The organism is Micromonospora sp. CA-259024 (genome assembly GCF_050936255.1).
Classification (GTDB): domain Bacteria; phylum Actinomycetota; class Actinomycetes; order Mycobacteriales; family Micromonosporaceae; genus Micromonospora.
The window spans coordinates 2,133,603-2,151,677 of record NZ_JBNJND010000002.1 but is presented as its reverse complement, the minus strand read 5'-3'; the positions used below and the strand labels follow the sequence as shown (position 1 = coordinate 2,151,677).

Annotated in this window: 17 protein-coding genes; 9 read left to right on the top strand and 8 right to left on the bottom strand. The window is 73.2% G+C overall.

Translation table 11 applies throughout. The features are described from left to right. Positions 1-110: 110 nt before the first annotated feature. Both ACQEUX_RS29575 and ACQEUX_RS29570 read left to right on the top strand, forming a co-directional pair. Positions 111-599: a hypothetical protein gene (locus tag ACQEUX_RS29575; RefSeq protein ID WP_433055296.1), complete on the top strand. Its 489-nt coding sequence runs from the start codon at positions 111-113 to the stop codon at positions 597-599. Between the two features lie 75 nt (positions 600-674). Then, positions 675-1,607 carry an alpha/beta fold hydrolase gene (locus tag ACQEUX_RS29570; protein ID WP_433055294.1) on the top strand — a complete coding sequence of 311 codons (933 nt, stop codon included), beginning with the start codon at positions 675-677 and terminating at the stop codon, positions 1,605-1,607. Positions 1,608-1,611: 4 nt separating this feature from the next. On the opposite strand, the gene ACQEUX_RS29565 is transcribed toward ACQEUX_RS29570, so the two are convergent. Both ACQEUX_RS29565 and ACQEUX_RS29560 read right to left on the bottom strand, forming a co-directional pair. Beyond that, the gene (locus ACQEUX_RS29565) at positions 1,612-1,977 is read right to left on the bottom strand and encodes a hypothetical protein (protein WP_433055292.1); all 366 of its coding nucleotides are present in this window, start codon (positions 1,975-1,977) and stop codon (positions 1,612-1,614) included. Continuing rightward, entirely contained in the window at positions 1,974-4,727 is a 2,754-nt protein-coding gene (locus ACQEUX_RS29560) for an SseB family protein (RefSeq protein ID WP_433055290.1), read from the bottom strand. The genes ACQEUX_RS29565 and ACQEUX_RS29560 overlap by 4 nt, the downstream gene beginning before the upstream one ends. A 152-nt stretch (positions 4,728-4,879) precedes the next feature. On the opposite strand from ACQEUX_RS29560, the gene mycP reads away from it, so the two are divergent. Next, positions 4,880-6,103, top strand: coding sequence for a type VII secretion-associated serine protease mycosin (gene mycP / locus ACQEUX_RS29555; protein WP_433055288.1), 1,224 nt, complete (start codon positions 4,880-4,882; stop codon positions 6,101-6,103). A gap of 85 nt (positions 6,104-6,188) precedes the next feature. On the opposite strand, the gene ACQEUX_RS29550 is transcribed toward mycP, so the two are convergent. Both ACQEUX_RS29550 and ACQEUX_RS29545 read right to left on the bottom strand, forming a co-directional pair. After that, the gene (locus ACQEUX_RS29550; protein ID WP_433055286.1) at positions 6,189-6,482 is read right to left on the bottom strand and encodes a WXG100 family type VII secretion target; all 294 of its coding nucleotides are present in this window, start codon (positions 6,480-6,482) and stop codon (positions 6,189-6,191) included. 22 nt (positions 6,483-6,504) lie between these two features. Further along, a complete protein-coding gene (locus ACQEUX_RS29545) occupies positions 6,505-6,825 on the bottom strand; it encodes a WXG100 family type VII secretion target (RefSeq protein WP_238645909.1) in 321 nt (106 codons plus the stop codon). Between the two features lie 291 nt (positions 6,826-7,116). Here ACQEUX_RS29545 and eccE point away from each other — a divergent pair, with 291 nt between their 5' ends. The 4 genes from eccE to rarD all read left to right on the top strand — a co-directional run bounded on the left by eccE (position 7,117) and on the right by rarD (position 11,137). After that, a complete protein-coding gene (eccE, locus tag ACQEUX_RS29540) occupies positions 7,117-9,045 on the top strand; it encodes a type VII secretion protein EccE (protein ID WP_433055284.1) in 1,929 nt (642 codons plus the stop codon). Positions 9,046-9,106: 61 nt separating this feature from the next. After that, the gene (locus ACQEUX_RS29535) at positions 9,107-9,493 is read left to right on the top strand and encodes a phage holin family protein (protein ID WP_433055282.1); all 387 of its coding nucleotides are present in this window, start codon (positions 9,107-9,109) and stop codon (positions 9,491-9,493) included. Positions 9,494-9,614: 121 nt separating this feature from the next. Further along, entirely contained in the window at positions 9,615-10,112 is a 498-nt protein-coding gene (locus tag ACQEUX_RS29530; RefSeq protein ID WP_433055280.1) for a GNAT family N-acetyltransferase, read from the top strand. Then, positions 10,109-11,137 carry an EamA family transporter RarD gene (gene rarD / locus ACQEUX_RS29525; protein WP_433055278.1) on the top strand — a complete coding sequence of 343 codons (1,029 nt, stop codon included), beginning with the start codon at positions 10,109-10,111 and terminating at the stop codon, positions 11,135-11,137. Before ACQEUX_RS29530 ends, rarD begins: the two co-directional genes overlap by 4 nt. On the opposite strand, the gene ACQEUX_RS29520 is transcribed toward rarD, so the two are convergent. Then, complete coding sequence (locus ACQEUX_RS29520; protein ID WP_433055276.1) at positions 11,122-11,841, bottom strand: anti-sigma factor family protein; 720 nt, start codon at positions 11,839-11,841, stop codon at positions 11,122-11,124. The genes rarD and ACQEUX_RS29520 overlap by 16 nt on opposite strands. After that, entirely contained in the window at positions 11,838-12,353 is a 516-nt protein-coding gene (locus tag ACQEUX_RS29515; protein WP_433057223.1) for a sigma-70 family RNA polymerase sigma factor, read from the bottom strand. Before ACQEUX_RS29515 ends, ACQEUX_RS29520 begins: the two co-directional genes overlap by 4 nt. Positions 12,354-12,592: 239 nt before the next feature. Between ACQEUX_RS29515 and ACQEUX_RS29510 the strand changes: the two genes are divergently transcribed. Further along, on the top strand, positions 12,593-14,719 hold the full coding sequence (locus ACQEUX_RS29510; protein WP_433055274.1) for a PhoX family protein: 2,127 nt from the start codon (positions 12,593-12,595) through the stop codon (positions 14,717-14,719). A gap of 112 nt (positions 14,720-14,831) precedes the next feature. Here the strand turns inward: ACQEUX_RS29510 and ACQEUX_RS29505 are convergent, their stop codons facing one another. Next, a complete protein-coding gene (locus ACQEUX_RS29505) occupies positions 14,832-15,614 on the bottom strand; it encodes an IclR family transcriptional regulator (protein WP_433055272.1) in 783 nt (260 codons plus the stop codon). 154 nt (positions 15,615-15,768) lie between these two features. Between ACQEUX_RS29505 and ACQEUX_RS29500 the strand changes: the two genes are divergently transcribed. Next, the gene (locus tag ACQEUX_RS29500) at positions 15,769-16,998 is read left to right on the top strand and encodes an MFS transporter (protein ID WP_433055269.1); all 1,230 of its coding nucleotides are present in this window, start codon (positions 15,769-15,771) and stop codon (positions 16,996-16,998) included. Here ACQEUX_RS29500 and ACQEUX_RS29495 read toward each other — a convergent pair. Beyond that, positions 16,974-18,059 carry a polyprenyl synthetase family protein gene (locus tag ACQEUX_RS29495; protein WP_433055266.1) on the bottom strand — a complete coding sequence of 362 codons (1,086 nt, stop codon included), beginning with the start codon at positions 18,057-18,059 and terminating at the stop codon, positions 16,974-16,976. The two genes, ACQEUX_RS29500 and ACQEUX_RS29495, sit on opposite strands and share 25 nt — an antisense overlap. Between the last annotated feature and the right edge of the window lie 16 nt (positions 18,060-18,075).

The window sequence follows — 18,075 nt, the reverse complement described above, 5'->3', positions numbered from 1 at the left end:
GCACCACAGCGATGCCCGGGCAGGTCACCTGCCCGGGCATCGCCCTTTCCCGAGGCAACCCGATGCGGCCCGTGCGGAACCCCGGCTCGCCCCGTCGCGTCCGATCGCTCGTGCACCCGCGAACCCGCACCGTCCTGACCAGCGCCGGCCTCGCCCTCACCCTGGCGCTGGCCGGCTGCGCCGACACCAGCAACGGAGACACCGTGTCCGCCGAGCAGGACCCGTCCACCACTCCGGCCGACGAGGCATCGCCGTCCGCCACCCCACCCACCGCCACCCCGGCGGCCTCCTCCCCCGACGGCCGGCCGGCACGGTCTCGGACCCCGCTGCCGACCATAGGCCCGCCCACCGGGCCACCCCGCGACCCGACAGACCTGCGGAAGAAGAACCTGCTGGCCGGCCGGATCAACAGGGGCGGCGACGGCCCCTGCTACGGGCTGATCACCGACGACGGCCGGCAGTACGCGCTACACGGGCCTGGCATGGGGAACTTCGGAGTCGGCACGGTCGTTCGGGTCACCGTCGGTCCGGCCGACCCGGCAATCGACTGCGGTCCGGGCACCGCGGCCAGCATCGTCAAGATAAGCACTGTCGGCTGAACCACCACCGCCAGTCCGGGGCGCCCGGGGGTCGGCGAAACGGCGACTCGGCACGGGGGTCCTAGGCTGTCAGCCATGACTGACCAGCGCGGCGGAGCCGTCGACGAGTCCCGCGTCCTCACCGAGGGGCCGTGGACGCACCGCTTCGTCGGCGCCAACGGCACCCGTTTCCACGTGGTCGAGGCCGGCACCGGGCCGATGGTGCTCTTCCTGCACGGCTTTCCGGAGCACTGGTGGGCGTGGCACCAGATGGTGCCGGCGGTCGCCGACGCCGGCTTCCGGGCGGTCGCCGTGGACCTGCGCGGTTACGGTGCCAGCGACAAACCACCCCGGGGGTACGACGGCTACACCCTCGCCGCCGACATCGCCGGGTTGATCCGCGCGCTCGGTGAACGGTCGGCGACGATCGTCGGCAGCGGTGTCGGCGGCATGGTGGGCTGGACGGTGGCCTCGTTCCACCCGACCCTGGTCCGCCGGCTCGTCGTGCTGGGGGCACCGCACCCGTTGCGGCTGCGCGCCGCCATCTTCGCCGACCCGCGCGGGCAGTTCGCCGCCTCCACCCCGGCGCTGAAGTTCCAGCTCCCCCGCTACGAGCACGTGCTGACCCGGGACGGCGCGGCGGCGGTCGCCGAGATTCTGCACCGCTGGGGCGGACCACGCTGGGTGGCCGGGCCGGACTTCGCGGCGTACGCCGAGCGGTGCCGGGAGGCGATGTGCATCCCGCAGGCCGCGTTCTGCGCGCTGGAGGGATACCGCTGGGCGTTCCGCTCGCTGCTGCGGCTGCACGGCTACCGGTTCGTCCGCCTGATGCAGAAGCCGCTGTCCACCCCGACCCTGCAACTGCACGGCGCTCTGGACGTCGCCTCCCTGCCGCGAACCGCCCTGGGCTCCGGCCGCTACGTCGTCGCCCCGTACGAGTGGCGGCTGCTCGACGGGGTGGGGCACTTCCCCCACCTGGAGGTGCCGGAGCTGGTGCTCGGCGAAATCCTGCGTTGGGCCAAGACCTGATCGGTCAGACCCGCTGCTCCCGCAGGTCGCTGACCTCGGCGGCCGGTGCCCAACCCTGGTAGACGCCGAAGTCGAAGACCTCCAGTCGCATCGCCTCAGCCACCGGCCAGCGGCCGCCGGTGTATTCGACCCGCAGCCAGGCTTCGTGCTCGCCGAGCACGATGAACGGCTGCCCCTTCCAGGTGCAGGTGGTCCGCACGTACGCCAGATCCTCGATGTCGCTCGCCGGCAGCACCCGGACGTACCGGCCCGGGCGGACCTCCTCGAAACCCTCGCCCGGCTCGGGCTGGTAGAGGCGAATGTCGTCGCCGTCCGGGCTGGCCTGGTATTCCCGGCCCTGCCAGCGGGCCACGTAACCGTCGCGCATCACGCCTCACCGACCCGTCGCCAGACCACCGCGTCGGTGTCGAGCTCCGCGACCACCCGCTCGGTGCCGTCCGCGCCGATCCGCCAGAGCTGCGTGCCGTGCGGGAGGCGCGCGCTGTCCACCTTGAACTCGGCCACCACGTCGCTGCTCTCGCCCGGAGCGAAGCCGTTGCCCCGGAATGGTGGACGCTCGATGACCCAGCCCTCCATGGCCCGCATCGCCGGCTCGTTCTGACCGCCGTACGGGATCCGGTAGAGGCTCGGCCGGTGCGCCGGCCAGCGCAGCACGTAGATCTCCTCGGCGTTCCGGGCGAACGGCGAACCGGGGTAGCTGAGGCCGAGTGCGTCGTACACCTGAGTCGGCGTGGTCAGGTGGGCCAGCTCGTTGGCCCGGTGCACGAAGCCGGAGACCCGGTCGTACCCCCGATCCAGGTAGTACGCGAGCTGACTGGGCGCGATCGCCTTCTGCATGACCGTCGGTCGGGTCGGGTCGACGGCCGCCGGGGCGTACCGGGGGCGGGCGGCGGGCTCCGCCACGGCCGGCGCTTCCTCCGCGTCCACCTCCAGGTCGTCACCGAGCCCTACCTCGGCGGCCCAGTTGGCCAACGCGACGATCTGCTCCCCCGGCAACTTGGCGCCGACCGGGGTGCCCGGGTTGACGGCGAACGACCAGTCCTCGTCCGGCCAGCGCCGGATCAGTTGGGCGAACTTCACCCGGACCGTGTCGACGTCGCCGTCGGCGTGGTCGGCCAGACGCTCCGGCGACGTGTAGACCACCACGTACGTCTCGCCGTCGAGTTGCGCCGTACGCCAGACGAAGCCCGGATCCCCGGGGCGGCTCCCCCGCACCGACTCGGGTGCCGCCGGCAGCAGCACCCGGGCCAGCAGCAGGGTGGACAGGAAGGTGTCCGTACTGCCCGCACCGGCGGCGCCGAGCAGGTCCTCCTCGACCGTGTTGGCCGGCTCGAACTCGACCGGCGCCGGCTCGGCGGGCGGCGGGCGCTGTCCTACGCCGTCGGCGATCGTGTCCGCGCCGGGGCCGGGCCGTAGCGGCTCGGTGCCGCTCTCGGCCGCCGTCGACAGGCGCGGGGCGGACGGGCTCGGACCGGATGGGCTCGGATCGGGCTGACTGGGGCTGAACGACGGTGGGCCGGACGGGCCCGGACTGAAGGACGACGGACCGAACAGGCCCGGGCCGGAGGGCGCCGAGCCGAACGGTGGCGGGGCTGCCTCGGCGGGGCCGGGCCGCCGGGCCGCGTCGACCGGGCCGTTGGTGTCGACCGGGTCGGTGAGGTCACGGGACTCGATGATGGTGCCCTCGATGACGATGGGCGTGAAGCCACGGCGCGGTGCCGGCGGGCCGGAGACCGGTTCCGCGACGGTCGTGGACAGTTCCTCGACCGGCCCGAACCGGCTCGGCCGGTCGAGCGGGATCGCCTGGGTCTCGTCCGCCGGAGGGCTGGGCCGTTCCGGCGCCCTCGCTGGCGGAGGTTCGCCGGTCATCCGGAAGGCGCGGGTGGGTTCCTCCGCGACCGGATTGGGCCGGCGTGGTGGCAGTGGCTGGGTGGCGTCCTCGCCGGATGCCGGTGCCCGGCCCCCTCGGGACACGCCGAAGTCGCCCGCCGGCTGCCGCAGCGGCCGGGTGGCGTCCGGATCCGTCATCGGGAAGGCCCGTGTCGCGTCGCCGGGCGCGTCGGCGGGGCGGCGACGCGGGAAGGGCTGGCTGCCTCGCCCGAATCGGGTCGGCGGGGTCGCGCGGTCGCCGGGACGGCCAGCGCCCAAGGTCGCGTCGGACACCCGGTCCCGACCGGACGTGGGTTCGAAGAAGGAGCGCCGGGCGGCCTCGGGACCGCCGTTGCCGTTGCCGGCGGCCGGGCCGTCGACGTCGTCCGGCCGATTCGCTGCCGGCCAGGGCGCGCCCGGGGCCGGTTGATCGGCTGGAAAGACCCGAGGACGGTCGGGGGGGGTGGACGGGGCGAACCGGGACGGCCGGCCCGTGCGGGGCAGGGCCCCGGTGCCCGACGCGCCGGATCGGGGCGGGTCGGACGGGCGCCGCTGGCCGGCGGCGGGCATGTCCTCCTCCGCCGATCGACGCGACGGCTCAGCGGGGCCGGGCATCCTGGACGCCGTGCCCGGCGCCGACGGTGCGCTCACCCGGGGCACCGCACCCCGCGCGGGCCGCCGGGGCGGGAGCGGGGCGGGCGGGACCGGGGCGGGCGGGACCGGATCGGGCACGGCCGACGCCGCACCCGCTGCGGGAGGCGATCCGGCGGCTGGCGCGGAGTCCCGGCCGGGCGCGGCGGTCCGGGTGCGGGCGAGGGTCTCCGCCCGTTCCAGGCGGGCGCGGGCGCCCATGGCGCGGCCCGGCAGTCGCACGTCGCCCCGGGAGAGCTGGGAGACGAACCAGGCCGGCAGGTAGCCCTCGACCGGTAGACCCGGGTTGACGGCGAGCCACCACTCCTGGTTGGGCCAGCCGACCGCGAGGTCGGCGAAGGGGATGCGTCGGTTGCTGCCGGGGTGCTCGCCCAGGCAGGCCCGCAGTGCGGCGGCGGAGGTGAAGGCCAGCACGTGTGTCCGGCCGCCCGTGGTCCAGGTGCCCCAGCCGGCTGGTGGCTGGCCGGGCTGGGCCGGCGCGGAGACCGGCAACAACAGATCGGTGCGGGACAGGAGCCGGAAGTAGAGCTCCTGGTCGTTGGCGCGCAGCGCGTCGCGCATCGCCACCTCGGCCTCCGTGGCCGGCTCCCATTCGGTCACGGCCACCTCCCCTTCCGAGAACAGGCCACAGGTATCGCGTACAACCTACAAGGTGGTACCAAGATCACAATGGCTGGCCGGCAGCGGCCTGCCGGGGCGCGGGCGAGGCGATAACATCCCGTCCCGGAGCCGACACGATACGGAGGCTGTCGATGTCCCGGTCGATCACGCGCCCGGTCCTCGCAGGTCTGGCTGCCAGCCTGCTGACCGTACCGGCTCTCCCGACCGTCGCCGTCGCCGCCGGGCTCCGGGCGGCACCGGCCTGCGCGACCCCGCTGGCCCCGGCCCGGCCGGTCCCGGCCGTGCCCTGGCCACAGCAACGGTACGACCCCGCCCGGCTCGCGCCGCTGGCCACTGGCGCCGGGGTGACCGTCGCGGTGGTCGACTCCGGGGTGGACCGGGCGCACCCACAGTTGGCCGGTCGCGTGCTGGCCGGCACCGACCTGCTCGACGTCGGCGGGGACGGCAGCCGGGACTGCGCCGGGCACGGCACCGGCGTGGCGAGCATCATCGCGGCGGCCCCCAACCCCGGAGTCGCCTTCCGCGGCCTGGCGCCGGGCGCCCGGATCCTGCCCGTGCGAGTGAGTGAGCAACAGGTGGTGCAGGGGCGGGAGTCGGGACGCACGGTCAGCGCCGACGACTTCGCCCGGGCCATCCGCTGGGCCGTCGACCACGATGCCGACGTGGTGAACCTGTCCGTGGTGCTGTACGCGGACGACCCGGAAGTCCGCTCGGCCGTGCGGTACGCGGTCGACCGGGACGTGGTGCTGGTGGCCGCCGCCGGCAACCTGCACGAGAGCGGGAACCCCCGCCCGTTCCCCGCCGGCTACGACGGGGTGCTCGGTGTGGGGGCGATCGGGGCGGATGGTGGACGGGCGACCTTCTCGCAGACCGGTTCGTATGTCGATCTGGTCGCGCCGGGCAGCGAGGTGCTGACCGCCGCACCCGGTGCCGGCCACCTCCGGGTCGAGGGCACCAGCTACGCGGCGCCGTTCGTGGCCGCCACCGCCGCGTTGCTGCGCGAGTACTGGCCCGACCTGACCGCCACCCAGGTGGCGGAGCGGATCATCGCCACCGCCGATCCGGCTCCCGGTGCGGGCAACGGTGGCGGGTACGGCGCCGGCGTGCTGAACCCGTACCGGGCGGTCACCGAGACCAGCGGCGGCCGTGCGGCCGACTCGCGGCCGGTCGCCGCGCTCGCCGACGACCGGGCCGACCCGGCGCTGCTCGCCCGCCAGGCCCGCCGGGCGACCGCCCGAAACCGGGCCCTGCTGATCGGTGCGGTGGTCAGCACGACGGCTGCCACCGTGGCACTGCTCGCCCTGGTGTTGCCCCGTGGTGCCCGCCGACGCTGGCGCCCGGCCGACCAGGCCTGACTCCGCCAGCCCACCGTCCTGACCTCTGGCCCGCAGAGGTCGGGGCGCCGACCCGGCCACGGTCAGCGCTCCCGACCCACCGCGGTCACTGGAACAGCCCGGTGTTCTTCTTCTCGGTGTCCAGGTAGTCGGCGGCGGAGTCGTTCACCGCCAACCTGATGTCTCGCAGCATCGCCTGGAGGTCCTGCGAGGCGGACCTCCATCGCGCCTGCCGCTGCTCGTAGGCCTGTCGGGCCTCGCCCGTCCAGCTCGCCACCAGCGGGGCCGCATCCCGTTCGAGTTGGCCGAGCTGCGAGTCGAGTGTGTTCAGCGCCTTCTGGATGTCCGCGCCGGCCTGCTGAAGCGCGGCGAAGTTGACGACCAGCACACCGTGGTCCATCGGATTCCCCTCCCGAACGGGATCAGAGCGGCAGCTGGATGCCGCCGCGGTTGGTGCCGGCCACCCGGCTGGCCACCTCGTCGTCGGAGACGTCGTACTGCCGGCCGGCGGTGCGGATCGCACCGGCGGTCTCCCGCAGCGCCCGGTGCAGCGCCGCCTGGTCCTGTGACCACTGCTGCTTGACCTGCTCGAACGATCGGCCACCAGCGCCACGCCAGGCCTGCTGCAACACCTCCAGCTCGGCCAGCAGGCCGGTCAGCATGGACTGCAACGACTGGTCCACCTGCTCGAACTTCGCGGCGGTCTGCTGCATCACCGCGGCTTCTGCCTGGGTCTGGGACACCCGGACGTCACCTCGTCTCTCTGATCGCACCTGGCCGTCGGCGCGCCCGCCCTGGGGACGCGTCGTTCGCTTGGCCCGGTCGTCGAGCACTGAGACGCGGGTCAGCGATGAGCTTCGTGGCTGACGGTAGCGGCCTCGTAGCGGTTCTGCTACCCCGCGCACTTCCCCTGTGGACAACCACGACAGCCATCGGTCGCTTACGATGTGCCGCAGCCACGTCGCGGCGCGTGACGGGCCGTCGTCGGGCGGTCGGCCGCTCTGACACGGTCCCCCACTGGTCGAGGAGGCACGGTGCCGGCGATCACCACGGGAGGGCCGCACCCGGCGACCCCGGTCGGGTCCGGGCCCAGCTCCGCGCCGGGAGCGACCGGGCCGCACCGATCGAGTGGGCCACTGGGGTCGAGTGGTTCTGCCGACCGCGGCCTGGGCTCAGCCGAGGGCACATCTCGTCGCCGGTCACCCGTCGAACGCTGGGCCTCGTTCAGTCGGCGCGCGGGCGCAGGAGTGCGGGCCGGTCAACTGGTGACCGCGCAGATCGCGGCGGCGCTCGTCCTCACCACTCTCGGCCGGGGCGCACCGGTCACCGCGGCGGCCGTACTGGTGGCCGTGCTCCTGGTGGCTGCCGCCTGGGTACGGGTCCGGGGCCGGTGGCTCTTCGAGTGGCTGGGCACCGCCGTCGGGCACCTGACCCGCCGTCGGACGCTGGCCGGGCCGGCCGGAGCGGCCGAACTGCTCGACCTCGTCGCTCCGGGCACCGTCGTCCGGTCGACGGAGCTGACCGGCGGGCCGGCGGCGGTACTGGAGGACACCGGTGGCCTGGTGGCGCTCCTGGAACTCGGCGACCCAGGCGACCTGCTCGGCGACGCGTCCCGGGCGATCCCCGCGCCATCGGCGTTGCTACCCCCGGCCGGGCCGGACGTACCACCGCTGCGGGTCCAGCTGCTGCTCGCGGGAACACCGGCGCCGGTGCCCGCCGCAGGCGGCACGGTCGGCACCTCGTACCGGCAGCTCACCGATGGGCGGCTCGCCGGGCGGGAGCGGGCGGTGGTGGCGGTCCGGGTGTTGCGGGTGGACGGCTGGTCCGAGGAAGACCTGCGCCGCGTGCTCGCCGGCACGGTACGCCGGCTCGTCCGCCGGCTCGGGCCGCTGACCGCGCGGCCGCTCGGCGCGCCCGCGGCCCTGCGCGTCCTCGGCGAGCTGGCCCACCACGACGGTCATCCGGTACGGGAGTCCTGGCCGGCGCTCCGCTCCGGCAGCCTGGTCCAGGCCACCTTCCGCCTGATCCGTTGGCCACACGCGGGTGGACAGCGGCTGGTGCCCCGACTGCTCGCGCTGCCGGCGACCGCGACGACGGTGTCGATCTCCGCGGGTCCGTCGCCGGTCACCGGCGCCGTCGGAGTGCCGACCGAGCTGACCGTACGCGTGGCCGCCTGGACGGCGACCGAGCTGGCGGCGGCCACCGAGGCGCTGGACCGCCTGGTGACGGGCCTGGGCGGAAAGCTGCGGCGGCTCGACGGCGCACACCTGAGCGGCTTGGCCGCCACACTGCCGTTGGCGCTGACCGCACCCCGGGCGCAGCTCCGCCCCGCGGTGGACGACGGGGAGCTGACCCTCGGCGACGCGGGAATGATGGTCGGCACGAACCGGCGCGGCGGAGCGGTCACCGTCCGGCTGTTCCGGCCGGAGAGCACCCGGGTGCTGCTGGTCGGCGGGGTGCGCGCCGCCCAGTTGGTGGCCCTGCGCGCCTTGGCACTCGGTGCCCTGGTGGTGGTGCAGACCGCCCGGCCGCGTGCCTGGGAGCCGTTCGTCCGGGGGGTGGGCGCGCCGGGTGGAACGATCCCGTTGATCCCACCCGGTCGACCGGTCGCCGACGGGGTGGGCACCGCGCTGCGTCCGCTACTGCTGGTCGTCGACGCCGGGCCGGTGTCGGCCGAGGCCGAGCCGGGCCCGGCGTGGCGGGCCACCCTGGTGGTACGGGACGAGCTGACTCCAGCGGACGTCGACGTGTTGAGCCGGTCCGATCTGGCGGTGCTGCAGCCGCTGAGCGCCGCCGAGGCCGGGTTGGCCGGCGCCGCGCTGGGGCTGGGCGGCTCGGCCGAGTGGCTGACCCGGATCCGGGACGACATGGTGGCCGTGGTCAACCGGCGGGCGCTGCGCTGGGCACTGCTCTCCCCGACGCCGATCGAGTCGCAACTGATCGGGCGGCCGGGGCGCGGCTGATCCGCCATGACGGTCGTCTGCCGGGTTACGTGGGTGCGCCGTCCGTGGCACGATCCCCGCCATGGGTTTTCTGAAAGGTCTGCTGATTCGGCTGGCCAGCACAGCGCTGGCTTTCTGGCTGGCCACACTCCTTATCCCGGGCATCTCTCTGGAGTCGAACTCCGCCGTCGAGACGGTGACCACGCTGCTGCTGGTGGCGGTGATCTTCGGCGTGGTCAACGCGGTTCTCCAGCCGATCATCAAGACCGTCGGCTGTGGCTTCTACCTGCTAACCCTGGGGCTCATCGCGCTGGTGGTGAACGGGCTGCTGTTCCTGCTCACCAGCTGGATCGCCGACCAGGCCGGGCTGCCGTTCTCGGTGGACGGTTTCTGGCCGGCAGCCGTGCTCGGTGCCCTCTTCGTGAGCATCGTGACCTGGATCCTCGGCGCCGTCCTCGACCGGGACTGACCGGCCACCATCGACCCGGCCCGCTTCGGGCTCCGACCACGGCCGGGGCCCGGGCGGGCCGATGACCAGAGTTCGGGAATTGGCCGACGTGGCCGCCCTTCTCGGCGGTTAGCGTCGAAGGGTGTTCACGCTAACCCGCACCGACGGTCACCTGCTCAGCACCGACCCCGCCCGACTCGATCTGGACCTGGTGCACCACTGGCTGTCCACCGACGCGTACTGGGCGGTGGGACGGGACCGGGAGACGACCGCGCGAGCGTTCGCCGGCTCACTGCCGTTCGGTGTCTACCGGCCTGAGGACGGCCGCCAGGTGGCGGTGGCCCGGGCTGTCACCGACGGTGCCACCTTCGCCTGGCTCTGCGACGTGTACGTCGACCGCGCCGCCCGGGGTCGCGGGTTGGGCGGGTGGCTGGCGAGCGCGGTCCGCGACCACCTGGCCGAGCTGGGCGTACGCCGGATCCTGCTGGCCACCAACGACGCCCACCAGGTGTACGCGAGGGTGGGCTTCACGCCGCTGGACGTCCCGCAGCGGTGGATGCAGCTCGACCGCCGCCCTCCGGTGACCCCGCTCACCGGAAAGGAACAAAGCGGCGGTACGCCCCTTACGGTGGAGGCGTGACGCCACTCCGTCTCGGATACCTCTACGGCCTCGGCGCGTACCTGCTCTGGGGTTTCTTTCCGCTCTACCTCAAGCTGCTGCGACCGGCTGGCCCGCTGGAGATCCTGGCCCACCGGATCGTCTGGTCGGTGGCCTTCGTGGCCCTGCTGCTGGCCGCGCTGCGCAACGTCGGCTTCCTGCGGGCGCTGCTGCGTCGCCCCTGGGCGATGGCCGGGATCGTCGCCGCCGCAGCACTGATCGCGGTCAACTGGGGGACCTACATCTACGGGGTCAACTCCGACCGGGTGGTGGAGACAGCGCTCGGCTACTTCATCAACCCGCTGGTCGTGGTGCTGCTCGGGGTGACGGTGCTGCGGGAGCGGCTACGCCCGGCGCAGTGGGCGGCGTTGGGCATCGGCGCGTCGGCGGTCGCGGTGCTCACGGTGGACTACGGCCGGCTGCCCTGGCTGGCGTTGACCCTGGCGTTCAGCTTCGCCGGCTACGGCCTGATCAAGAAGCGGCTCGGGCTACCGGCGGCGGAGGGTCTCTTCGTCGAGTCGGCGGTGCTGGCGCTGCCGGCGCTGGGTTACCTCGCCTGGCTGACGAGCAGAGCCGAATCGACCTTCGGGAACGTCTCGGCGGGGCACACCGCGCTGCTGGTGCTGGCCGGCGCGGCCACGGCGATCCCGCTGCTCCTGTTCGCCGGATCGGCCAACCGGCTGCCGCTGAGCAGCCTCGGCATGATCCAGTATCTGGCGCCGATCCTTCAGCTCGGCTGCGGTGTACTGATCTTCCACGAGCCGATGCCTCCGGCCCGCCTCGCCGGCTTCGCGCTGGTCTGGCTCGCCCTCGTCGTCTTCACCGCCGACGCCGTCCGCACCTCCCGCCGCACCCGCCAAACCCGGGAATCCACCCACCCCCCCACCCCCACCCCACGCGATCTTGCAGTTGCGGTCGTCGATATGCCGTCAATGCCCTCTTACGGAGGGCAGAAAGTGCAAGATCGCGGGGAAGAGGGAGGGGCGGGCCGTCAGGGGACGGCGTAGGTGAGCAGGGGTGTGCCGTCGGCTCGTTGGAGCTCGACGCTGACCAACTCCGCGTCGGTGAACCGGGTGGCACCGGTGAACTCGAGGGCGTCGCCGGGCGCGGCGAGCCAGGAGCCGATCTGCTCGCTGGCCCCGTTCGGGCCGCGCGCCACCAGCCGGAACGGGTACGCCTTGCCATAGCTCGTCCGCGCGTCGTACCCGCAGCGCATGGTCACCTCGGTGCCCCACTCGGTGCCGGTCAGCCCGATGTCGGCGTGCACCGGCCCGGCGGCGGCCACCGGCCGCATAGCGACCATCGACATCTGCGGGGCAGGGGTGGTGCCCTGCGCCCCGGGAGGGGGCGGCGGGCTGGTGGGCCGGGGCAGCGCCACTGCGGTGCCCACACCGACCATCAGGGCCAGCCCGGCGGCTGCCAGCGTGGTCAGCGCGTACCGTCGGCGCTCCGCGGAGCGTTCCCGACGCCGGCGGCGTCGGGCCTCATCGAGGAGGGCGGGCACCCGGGGCGGGGCCGGCGGCGGCAGGATCTGCTCCAACCCCGCCGGGTCGAGGCGCCCGAGCAACCCGGGCAGGACAGCGATCTCGGCGACCGCCTCCCGGCAGGAGGCGCAGCCGGCGAGGTGCCGCTCGTAGGCCGCCCGCTCGGCGGGAGCCAGGGCGCCCAGCACGTACGCGCCATCGTCGTACGCGAACTCGCACCGGGTCATCCCGTCACCCCCATCTCAGCCAGGACCAACCGTAGAGACCGCAGCGCGTAGTGGGTGCGGGATTTCACGGTCCCTGGCGGTACGCCCAGGCGGGACGCCGCCTCGGCCACCGACCGTCCCTGGTAGAAGCACTCGACCAGCACTTCCCGGTGGGTCGGGCTGAGCCGGTTCAGTGCCTCGGCGACGGTCCACGCCTCCACCGCCCGCTCGGCCTCGTCGACCGCCTCCGGCGGCTCGGGCAGATCGTCGGTGAACACCTCGCCGACCCGGGTGGACCGTCGCCGCCAGGCGTCGATGGCCAGGTTCCGGGCGGTGGTGAACAGCCAGGACCGCACCGAACCGCGCCGCGGGTCGAGTGACTCCGGGTGCCGCCAGGCCCGCAGCAACGTCTCCTGCACCAGGTCCTCGGCCCGCTGCCGGTCACCGTTGACCAACCGCAGTGCATGGGCGTACAGCGCCTCCGCGTGCTCGTCGTGCAGCGCGCGGAGCAGTTGAGCGTCATGGTCGCTGATGGCGGTCTCCTCGCTTCCGGCGCGCGTCCGGCGGTGCGTCCGCTCGGGAATACGTGCGGTCACGCCGTTCGGTTCAGCCCGAGGTCAGACCGGTTGCGCGCCGGTCGCCACCCGCAAAGGTGTTCATGCCCGGTTCACATCGTGGCCGACGAGCGCTCACCACGTCCTCCTAGCGTCCGGCTGGTACGCCCACCGATGACCTCTCCGGCTTGCCACCCACTTCCCAGGAGGCTTCCCCCATGAGCGACCGTCCCCGGCTGCTCCCCCTGTTGACCGGCACCCGCCATGGCACCCGTGACGCCATGACCTGTCTGTACCGCTGCGGAAACGCCTGTGACCACCCGGTCCCGAACACCTCCGACAACGCGTACTTCGGAGACGTCGTCAACGCGGAGGTCTCGCGGCGTGGCGTGGTCCGGGCCGGCGCGGTCGGCGCGCTGGTCCTCGGCTTCGGTGGCGCGGCTGCCGGTGCGCTCGCCGGTGCGGCCCCCGCCGTGGCGGCTCCCACCACCCCGGACGTCCCGGAGGCCTTCGGCTTCGGCCGCCCCAGCACCGGCGTCGGCAACGGTGCCCTGACCTTCAAGCCGATCCCGCCGAACAAGTTGGACACCCTGATCGTGCCGAACGGCTACGACCACGCCGTGGTGATCAAGTGGGGTGACCCGGTGGTGCCGGGCGCGCCGGCGTTCAACCTGCACCACCAGACCGCCGCCGCGCAGTCCAAGCAGTTCGGCTACAACAACGACTTCGTGGGTGTGCTGCCGCTGGACAAGCAGGGCAAGCGGGCGCTGCTCGTGGTCAACCACGAGTACACCAACGAGGACCTGATGTTCCCGGGCTTCCCCGGCCTGGACGGGCTCTCCGTGGAGCAGCTGCGCACCGCCATGGCCGCGCACGGCATGTCCGTGGTGGAGCTGGAGCGGGTCGCGGGCACCGGGCAGTGGAAGCCGGTCGACAAGGGCGCCCGGCCGTACAACCGGCGGGTCACCGCGCACAGCACCAAGTTCGACCTGACCGGTCCGGCCGCTGGCTCGGCGTGGCTGAAGACCGCCGCCGACCCGAAGGGCCGTACGGTCGTCGGCACGCTGAACAACTGCGCCGGCGGCGTGACCCCGTGGGGCACGGTCCTCTCCGGTGAGGAGAACTTCAACCAGTACTTCGTCGGCGCCGACGCCGCCCCGGCCGAGCTGAAGCCGAAGCTGGACCGCTACGGCATCAGCACCGCCAGCCGCTACCCCAGCGGCAGCCGCAAGTGGGAGCGCGCCGACGAGCGTTTCGACCTGGCCAAGCACCCCAACGAGGCGCACCGGTTCGGTTGGATCGTCGAGATCGACCCGTTCGACCCGGAGAGCCGCCCGCGCAAGCACACCGCGATGGGCCGGTTCAAGCACGAGGGCGCGAACGTGATCGTGGCCAAGGACGGCCGCGTGGTCGCCTACATGGGCGACGACGAGCGGTTCGACTACCTCTACAAGTTCGTCTCGGACAAGAAGTTCATGAAGGGCAACTCCTGGGCTGCCCGCAAGAACAACCTGACCCTGCTGGAGTCCGGCACGCTCTACGTGGCGAAGCTCGACCAGACCAGCGCCGCCGAGATCGACGGCTCGGGCAAGCTCCCCACCGACGGCGCGTTCAACGGCCGGGGTCGCTGGATCAAGCTGGTCAGCGGCAACCGGTCGTTCGTCGACGGGATGACCGCCGCGGACGTGCTCACCTTCACCCGGCTCGCCGGTGACAAGGTCGGCGCGACCAAGATGGACCGCCCCGAGGACGTCGAGCCGAACCTGCTCACCGGCAAGGTGTACGTGGCGCTGACCAACAACACCGACCGCGGCAAGGCCGGCAAGGCGGCAGCCGACGAGGCCAACCCTCGCAACGAGAACAAGCACGGGCAGATCCTGGAGCTGGTCGAGGACCGCAACGACAACGTCTCGGAGACCTTCGCCTGGTCGCTGCCGATCGTCTGCGGCGACCCGACCGACCCGTCGACCTACTTCGCCGGGTACGACAAGACCAAGGTCTCCCCGATCTCCTGCCCGGACAACGTCGCCTTCGACGCCACCGGCAACCTCTGGATTTCCACCGACGGCAACCAGCTGGGCAGCAACGACGGCCTGTTCGCCACCGCCGTGGAAGGCCCGGAGAAGGGTCACCTCAAGCAGTTCCTGACCGTGCCGCTCGGCGCCGAGACCTGCGGCCCGTTTATCACCGACGACAACCGCTCGGTCTTCGTCGCGGTCCAGCACCCGGGTGAGATCACCGGCGCCTCGGTGGAGACGCCGAAGTCCACGTGGCCGGACGGCGACTACGCCAAGCCGGGCGTGGTGGTCACCTGGCGTCTGGACGGCGGCCCGGTGGGCAGCTGACGTTGCCCCTGCGGCCGGTGGGTCGCTGACGTTGCTCAGGCGGTCCGGCGCTGGACCGCCACGAGAGGCCCTCTCCCAGCCCGGGAGAGGGCCTCTCGGCCTGGGGCGTGTGTCAGCTGTCGGCGGCGATGCCGTCGGCGACGCTGCGGGCCACGGTGAGCAGCTTGGCCCGTACCACCCGGGCGGAGGTCATCATCTCGCTGGCCGGCAACGCGCAGGCCAGCACGACACGGCGTTCCATGTCCTTGTCCGGCGTGACGAGCACCGCCGCGCAGGCCACGCCCTGGCGGAACTGGCCCATCTCCAACTGCATCCCACGGCGGTCGCCCGCGGCCAGGTCGGCCTCGAACGTCTCGGTGGTGGTCAGCGTGGCGGTGGTGAACGGGCGCATGCCGTACTCCCGCAGGTAGCGGTAGCGCTGGTCGGGGGTGAGGGTAGCGAGCAGCGACTTGCCGAGGGCGGTCGCGTGCGCCCCCTCGTCGAAGCCGGGAACCAGATCTTCCAGGTAGGGCGAGCGGTGCCCCTCGGCGACCGCTGTGAGGGCCACCTGGCCGCCGACGAAGCGACCGAGGTAGTGGCTGTAGCCGGTGTCCACAGCGGCCCGCCGCAGCGTCTCACCGACCGCTGGCGGGCCTCGGAACGCCGTCACCAGCTCCCGGTATCGGTCGGCCACCTCCAACCCCACGATGTACGTGCCGTCCTCGCGACGGATCACGTAGCCCTCGTAGGCGAGCGTGCGAACCAGGTGGTAGGTGGTGGCCACGGTCAGCTCACACCGCCGGGCGATCTGCTTGACGGTCAGGCCTTTCGGGGCGCGACCGACCGACTCCAGCACCCGCAGCGCTCGGGACACGCTGCGGATCAGGTCCGAAGGTTCTGCCAAGGGGTCGCGCACAACCACCTCCGCCGCCGGGGACTTACACCATATGAAAAACAGGCCCGGTGCGAAATGCCTGTTCGGGTCGAGGATGCCAGATCACCATCCACAGCTTGTGCCCCGCCGGTCACCGGGAGTGGTCTGAGCGGGACTCGCGTAGGTTTGCCGAACGATGACCGAGACCAGCCCCACCCCCGATCCGACCATCGCCCGACCCCACCCCATCAGGGCGAGTGCCGGCGCAGTCGTCACGACCGTGGCGTGCGTACTGCCCGTCTTCCTGCTCGGTGGGCTCGCCGTGCAGATGGGCGAGGACCTCGACTTCTCACCGGCCGGCCTGGGTCTGGCCGTGGCCGTCTACTTCGGGGCCAGCGCGCTGGCCTCGATGCCCTCCGGCCGCCTGGTCGAGCGGTACGGACCGGCCCTGGTGGCCCGCTGCGGCATCGTGCTGGCGGCCGGGTCGATGCTGGCCGTGGCCGCCCTGGCCCGGTCGTACCCGGTGCTGGTCGGGTTGCTGGCGCTCAGCGCCGCCGCGAACGCGCTCGGCCAGTTGGCCAGTAACGCCGCGCTGGCCCAGCATGTGCCGGCCCGACGGCAGGGGCTGTCGTTCGGCGTCAAGCAGGCCGCCATCCCGGTCTCCACCCTGCTGGCCGGGGTGGCGGTGCCCACCATCGCGCTCACCGTCGGCTGGCGCTGGGCGTTCGTGGCCGCTGCGGTGGCCGCGCTGACGACGCTGCCCGCCGTACCCCGGCAGGTGCCCGGCCGGGCGCGACGGGCCGGTGGCACGCGCGCCGGCCGGGCGACGGCGGCGCTGGTGGTGATCGGCGCGGCGGCGACGTTGGCCGCGGCCGCGGCCAACGCCTTGGGGACCTTCCTGGTGGACTCCGCCGCGGGCCGGGGCCTGTCGCCGGGCCTCGCCGGTCTCACCCTGACCCTGGGCAGCGCGGTCTGCGTGGCGGCCCGGGTGGGCGCCGGCTGGTTGGCCGATCGCCGCGACACGGGTCACGTCGCCGTCATCGCCGCGATGCTGGTCGTCGGCGCGGCCGGGCTGGGTCTGCTCGCGTTGACCGGCTCGGTGCCGCTGGTGGCCGGCGTGGTGCTCGGCTTCGGCCTGGGCTGGGCCTGGCCCGGCCTGATGACCTTCGCGGTGGTCCGGCTGCACCCGCAGTCACCGGCCGCCGCCACCTCGATCACACAGACCGGGGTGTACGCGGGCGGTTGTCTCGGCCCGCTGAGCCTCGGCCCACTCGCCGCCCGTCTCGGCTACCCGGCGATGTGGACCACTGCGGCGGTGGCCATGCTGCTCGCCGCCGCCCTCATGCTCGTCGGCAGCCGTCTGTTGGCCCGCGCCGCCGCCGGGACGGGCCGGGGCGTGGATCAGCTGGTGCGGTCGGCGATGTAGTCGCAGAGCGATTCGAGAGCGTGGCGGGACGGGCCCTGCGGAAGCGGGGCCAGTCGTGCGCGCGCGTCCTCGGCGTAACTGCGCACGGTCTCACGGGCCCGCTTGAGCGCCGGGCTCTCCCGGAGCAGCCCCAACGCCTCGGCGTGCAGCGCGTCGTCGGTCAGCGGGCCGGTCGCCAGGATCTCCCGCAGACGCACCGAGGACGCGTCGGAGTCGTCCGCCTCCCGGGCGTAGAGCACCGGCAGCGTCGGGACGCCCTCGCGCAGGTCCGTGCCGGGGGTCTTGCCCGACTGCACCGACTCCGAGGCGATGTCCAGCAGGTCGTCGGTGAGCTGGAAGGCGACGCCGATCGTCTCGCCGTACCCGGCGAGGGCCTCGACCTGCTCGGCGGGGGCGCCACCGAACATGCCGCCGAACCGGACCGACGTGGCGATCAGCGAGCCGGTCTTCTCGGCGATCACGTGCAGGTAGTGGTCCACCGGGTCGTCGTCGGCGCGCGGCCCGACGGTCTCCGCGATCTGGCCGTGCACCAACCGGGCGAAGGTGCGCGCCTGCAACCGGACCGCCTCGGTGCCCAGATCGGCGGCGATGTCCGCCGCGCGGGCGAAGAGATAGTCGCCGACCAGGATGGCGACCGAGTTGGTCCAGCGGGAGTTCGCGCTCGGCGCACCTCGGCGGACGGCGGCCTCGTCCATCACGTCGTCGTGGTAGAGGGTGGCCAGATGAGTGAGCTCCATCACCACGGCGGCCGGGATCACCTTGGCGGCGGTGGGGTCACCGAACTGGGCGCCGAGCGCCACCAGCAGCGGCCGGAAGCGCTTCCCGCCGGCCTCGACGAGGTGCCGGGCAGCCTCGGTGACGAACGGGTCGGCGCTGACCACACTGGCTCGCAACTCAACCTCGACGGTGTCCAGCAGACCCAGCACGGACGCCTCGACGCGGGGATCGGCGAGGTTGAGGCCGAGCGTGCCGAACTGACTTGTGCTCGCCCGACCCCGACGACCGCCGGAGCCGGAGGCACCTGAACGCTCGCCAGCCGGATTCACCACGCTATCAACCATGCCACACCCGTTCGAC

Excerpts from the sequence above, each read along its gene's own strand:
- ACQEUX_RS29570 (WP_433055294.1), top strand. The coding sequence starts at position 675 with ATGACTGACCAGCGCGGCGGAGCCGTCGACGAGTCCCGCGTCCTCACC.
- mycP (WP_433055288.1), top strand. The coding sequence starts at position 4,880 with ATGTCCCGGTCGATCACGCGCCCGGTCCTCGCAGGTCTGGCTGCCAGC.
- ACQEUX_RS29550 (WP_433055286.1), bottom strand. The coding sequence starts at position 6,482 with ATGGACCACGGTGTGCTGGTCGTCAACTTCGCCGCGCTTCAGCAGGCC.
- ACQEUX_RS29535 (WP_433055282.1), top strand. The coding sequence starts at position 9,107 with ATGGGTTTTCTGAAAGGTCTGCTGATTCGGCTGGCCAGCACAGCGCTG.
- ACQEUX_RS29520 (WP_433055276.1), bottom strand. The coding sequence starts at position 11,841 with ATGACCCGGTGCGAGTTCGCGTACGACGATGGCGCGTACGTGCTGGGC.
- ACQEUX_RS29510 (WP_433055274.1), top strand. The coding sequence starts at position 12,593 with ATGAGCGACCGTCCCCGGCTGCTCCCCCTGTTGACCGGCACCCGCCAT.
- ACQEUX_RS29500 (WP_433055269.1), top strand. The coding sequence starts at position 15,769 with ATGACCGAGACCAGCCCCACCCCCGATCCGACCATCGCCCGACCCCAC.
- ACQEUX_RS29495 (WP_433055266.1), bottom strand. The coding sequence starts at position 18,059 with ATGGTTGATAGCGTGGTGAATCCGGCTGGCGAGCGTTCAGGTGCCTCC.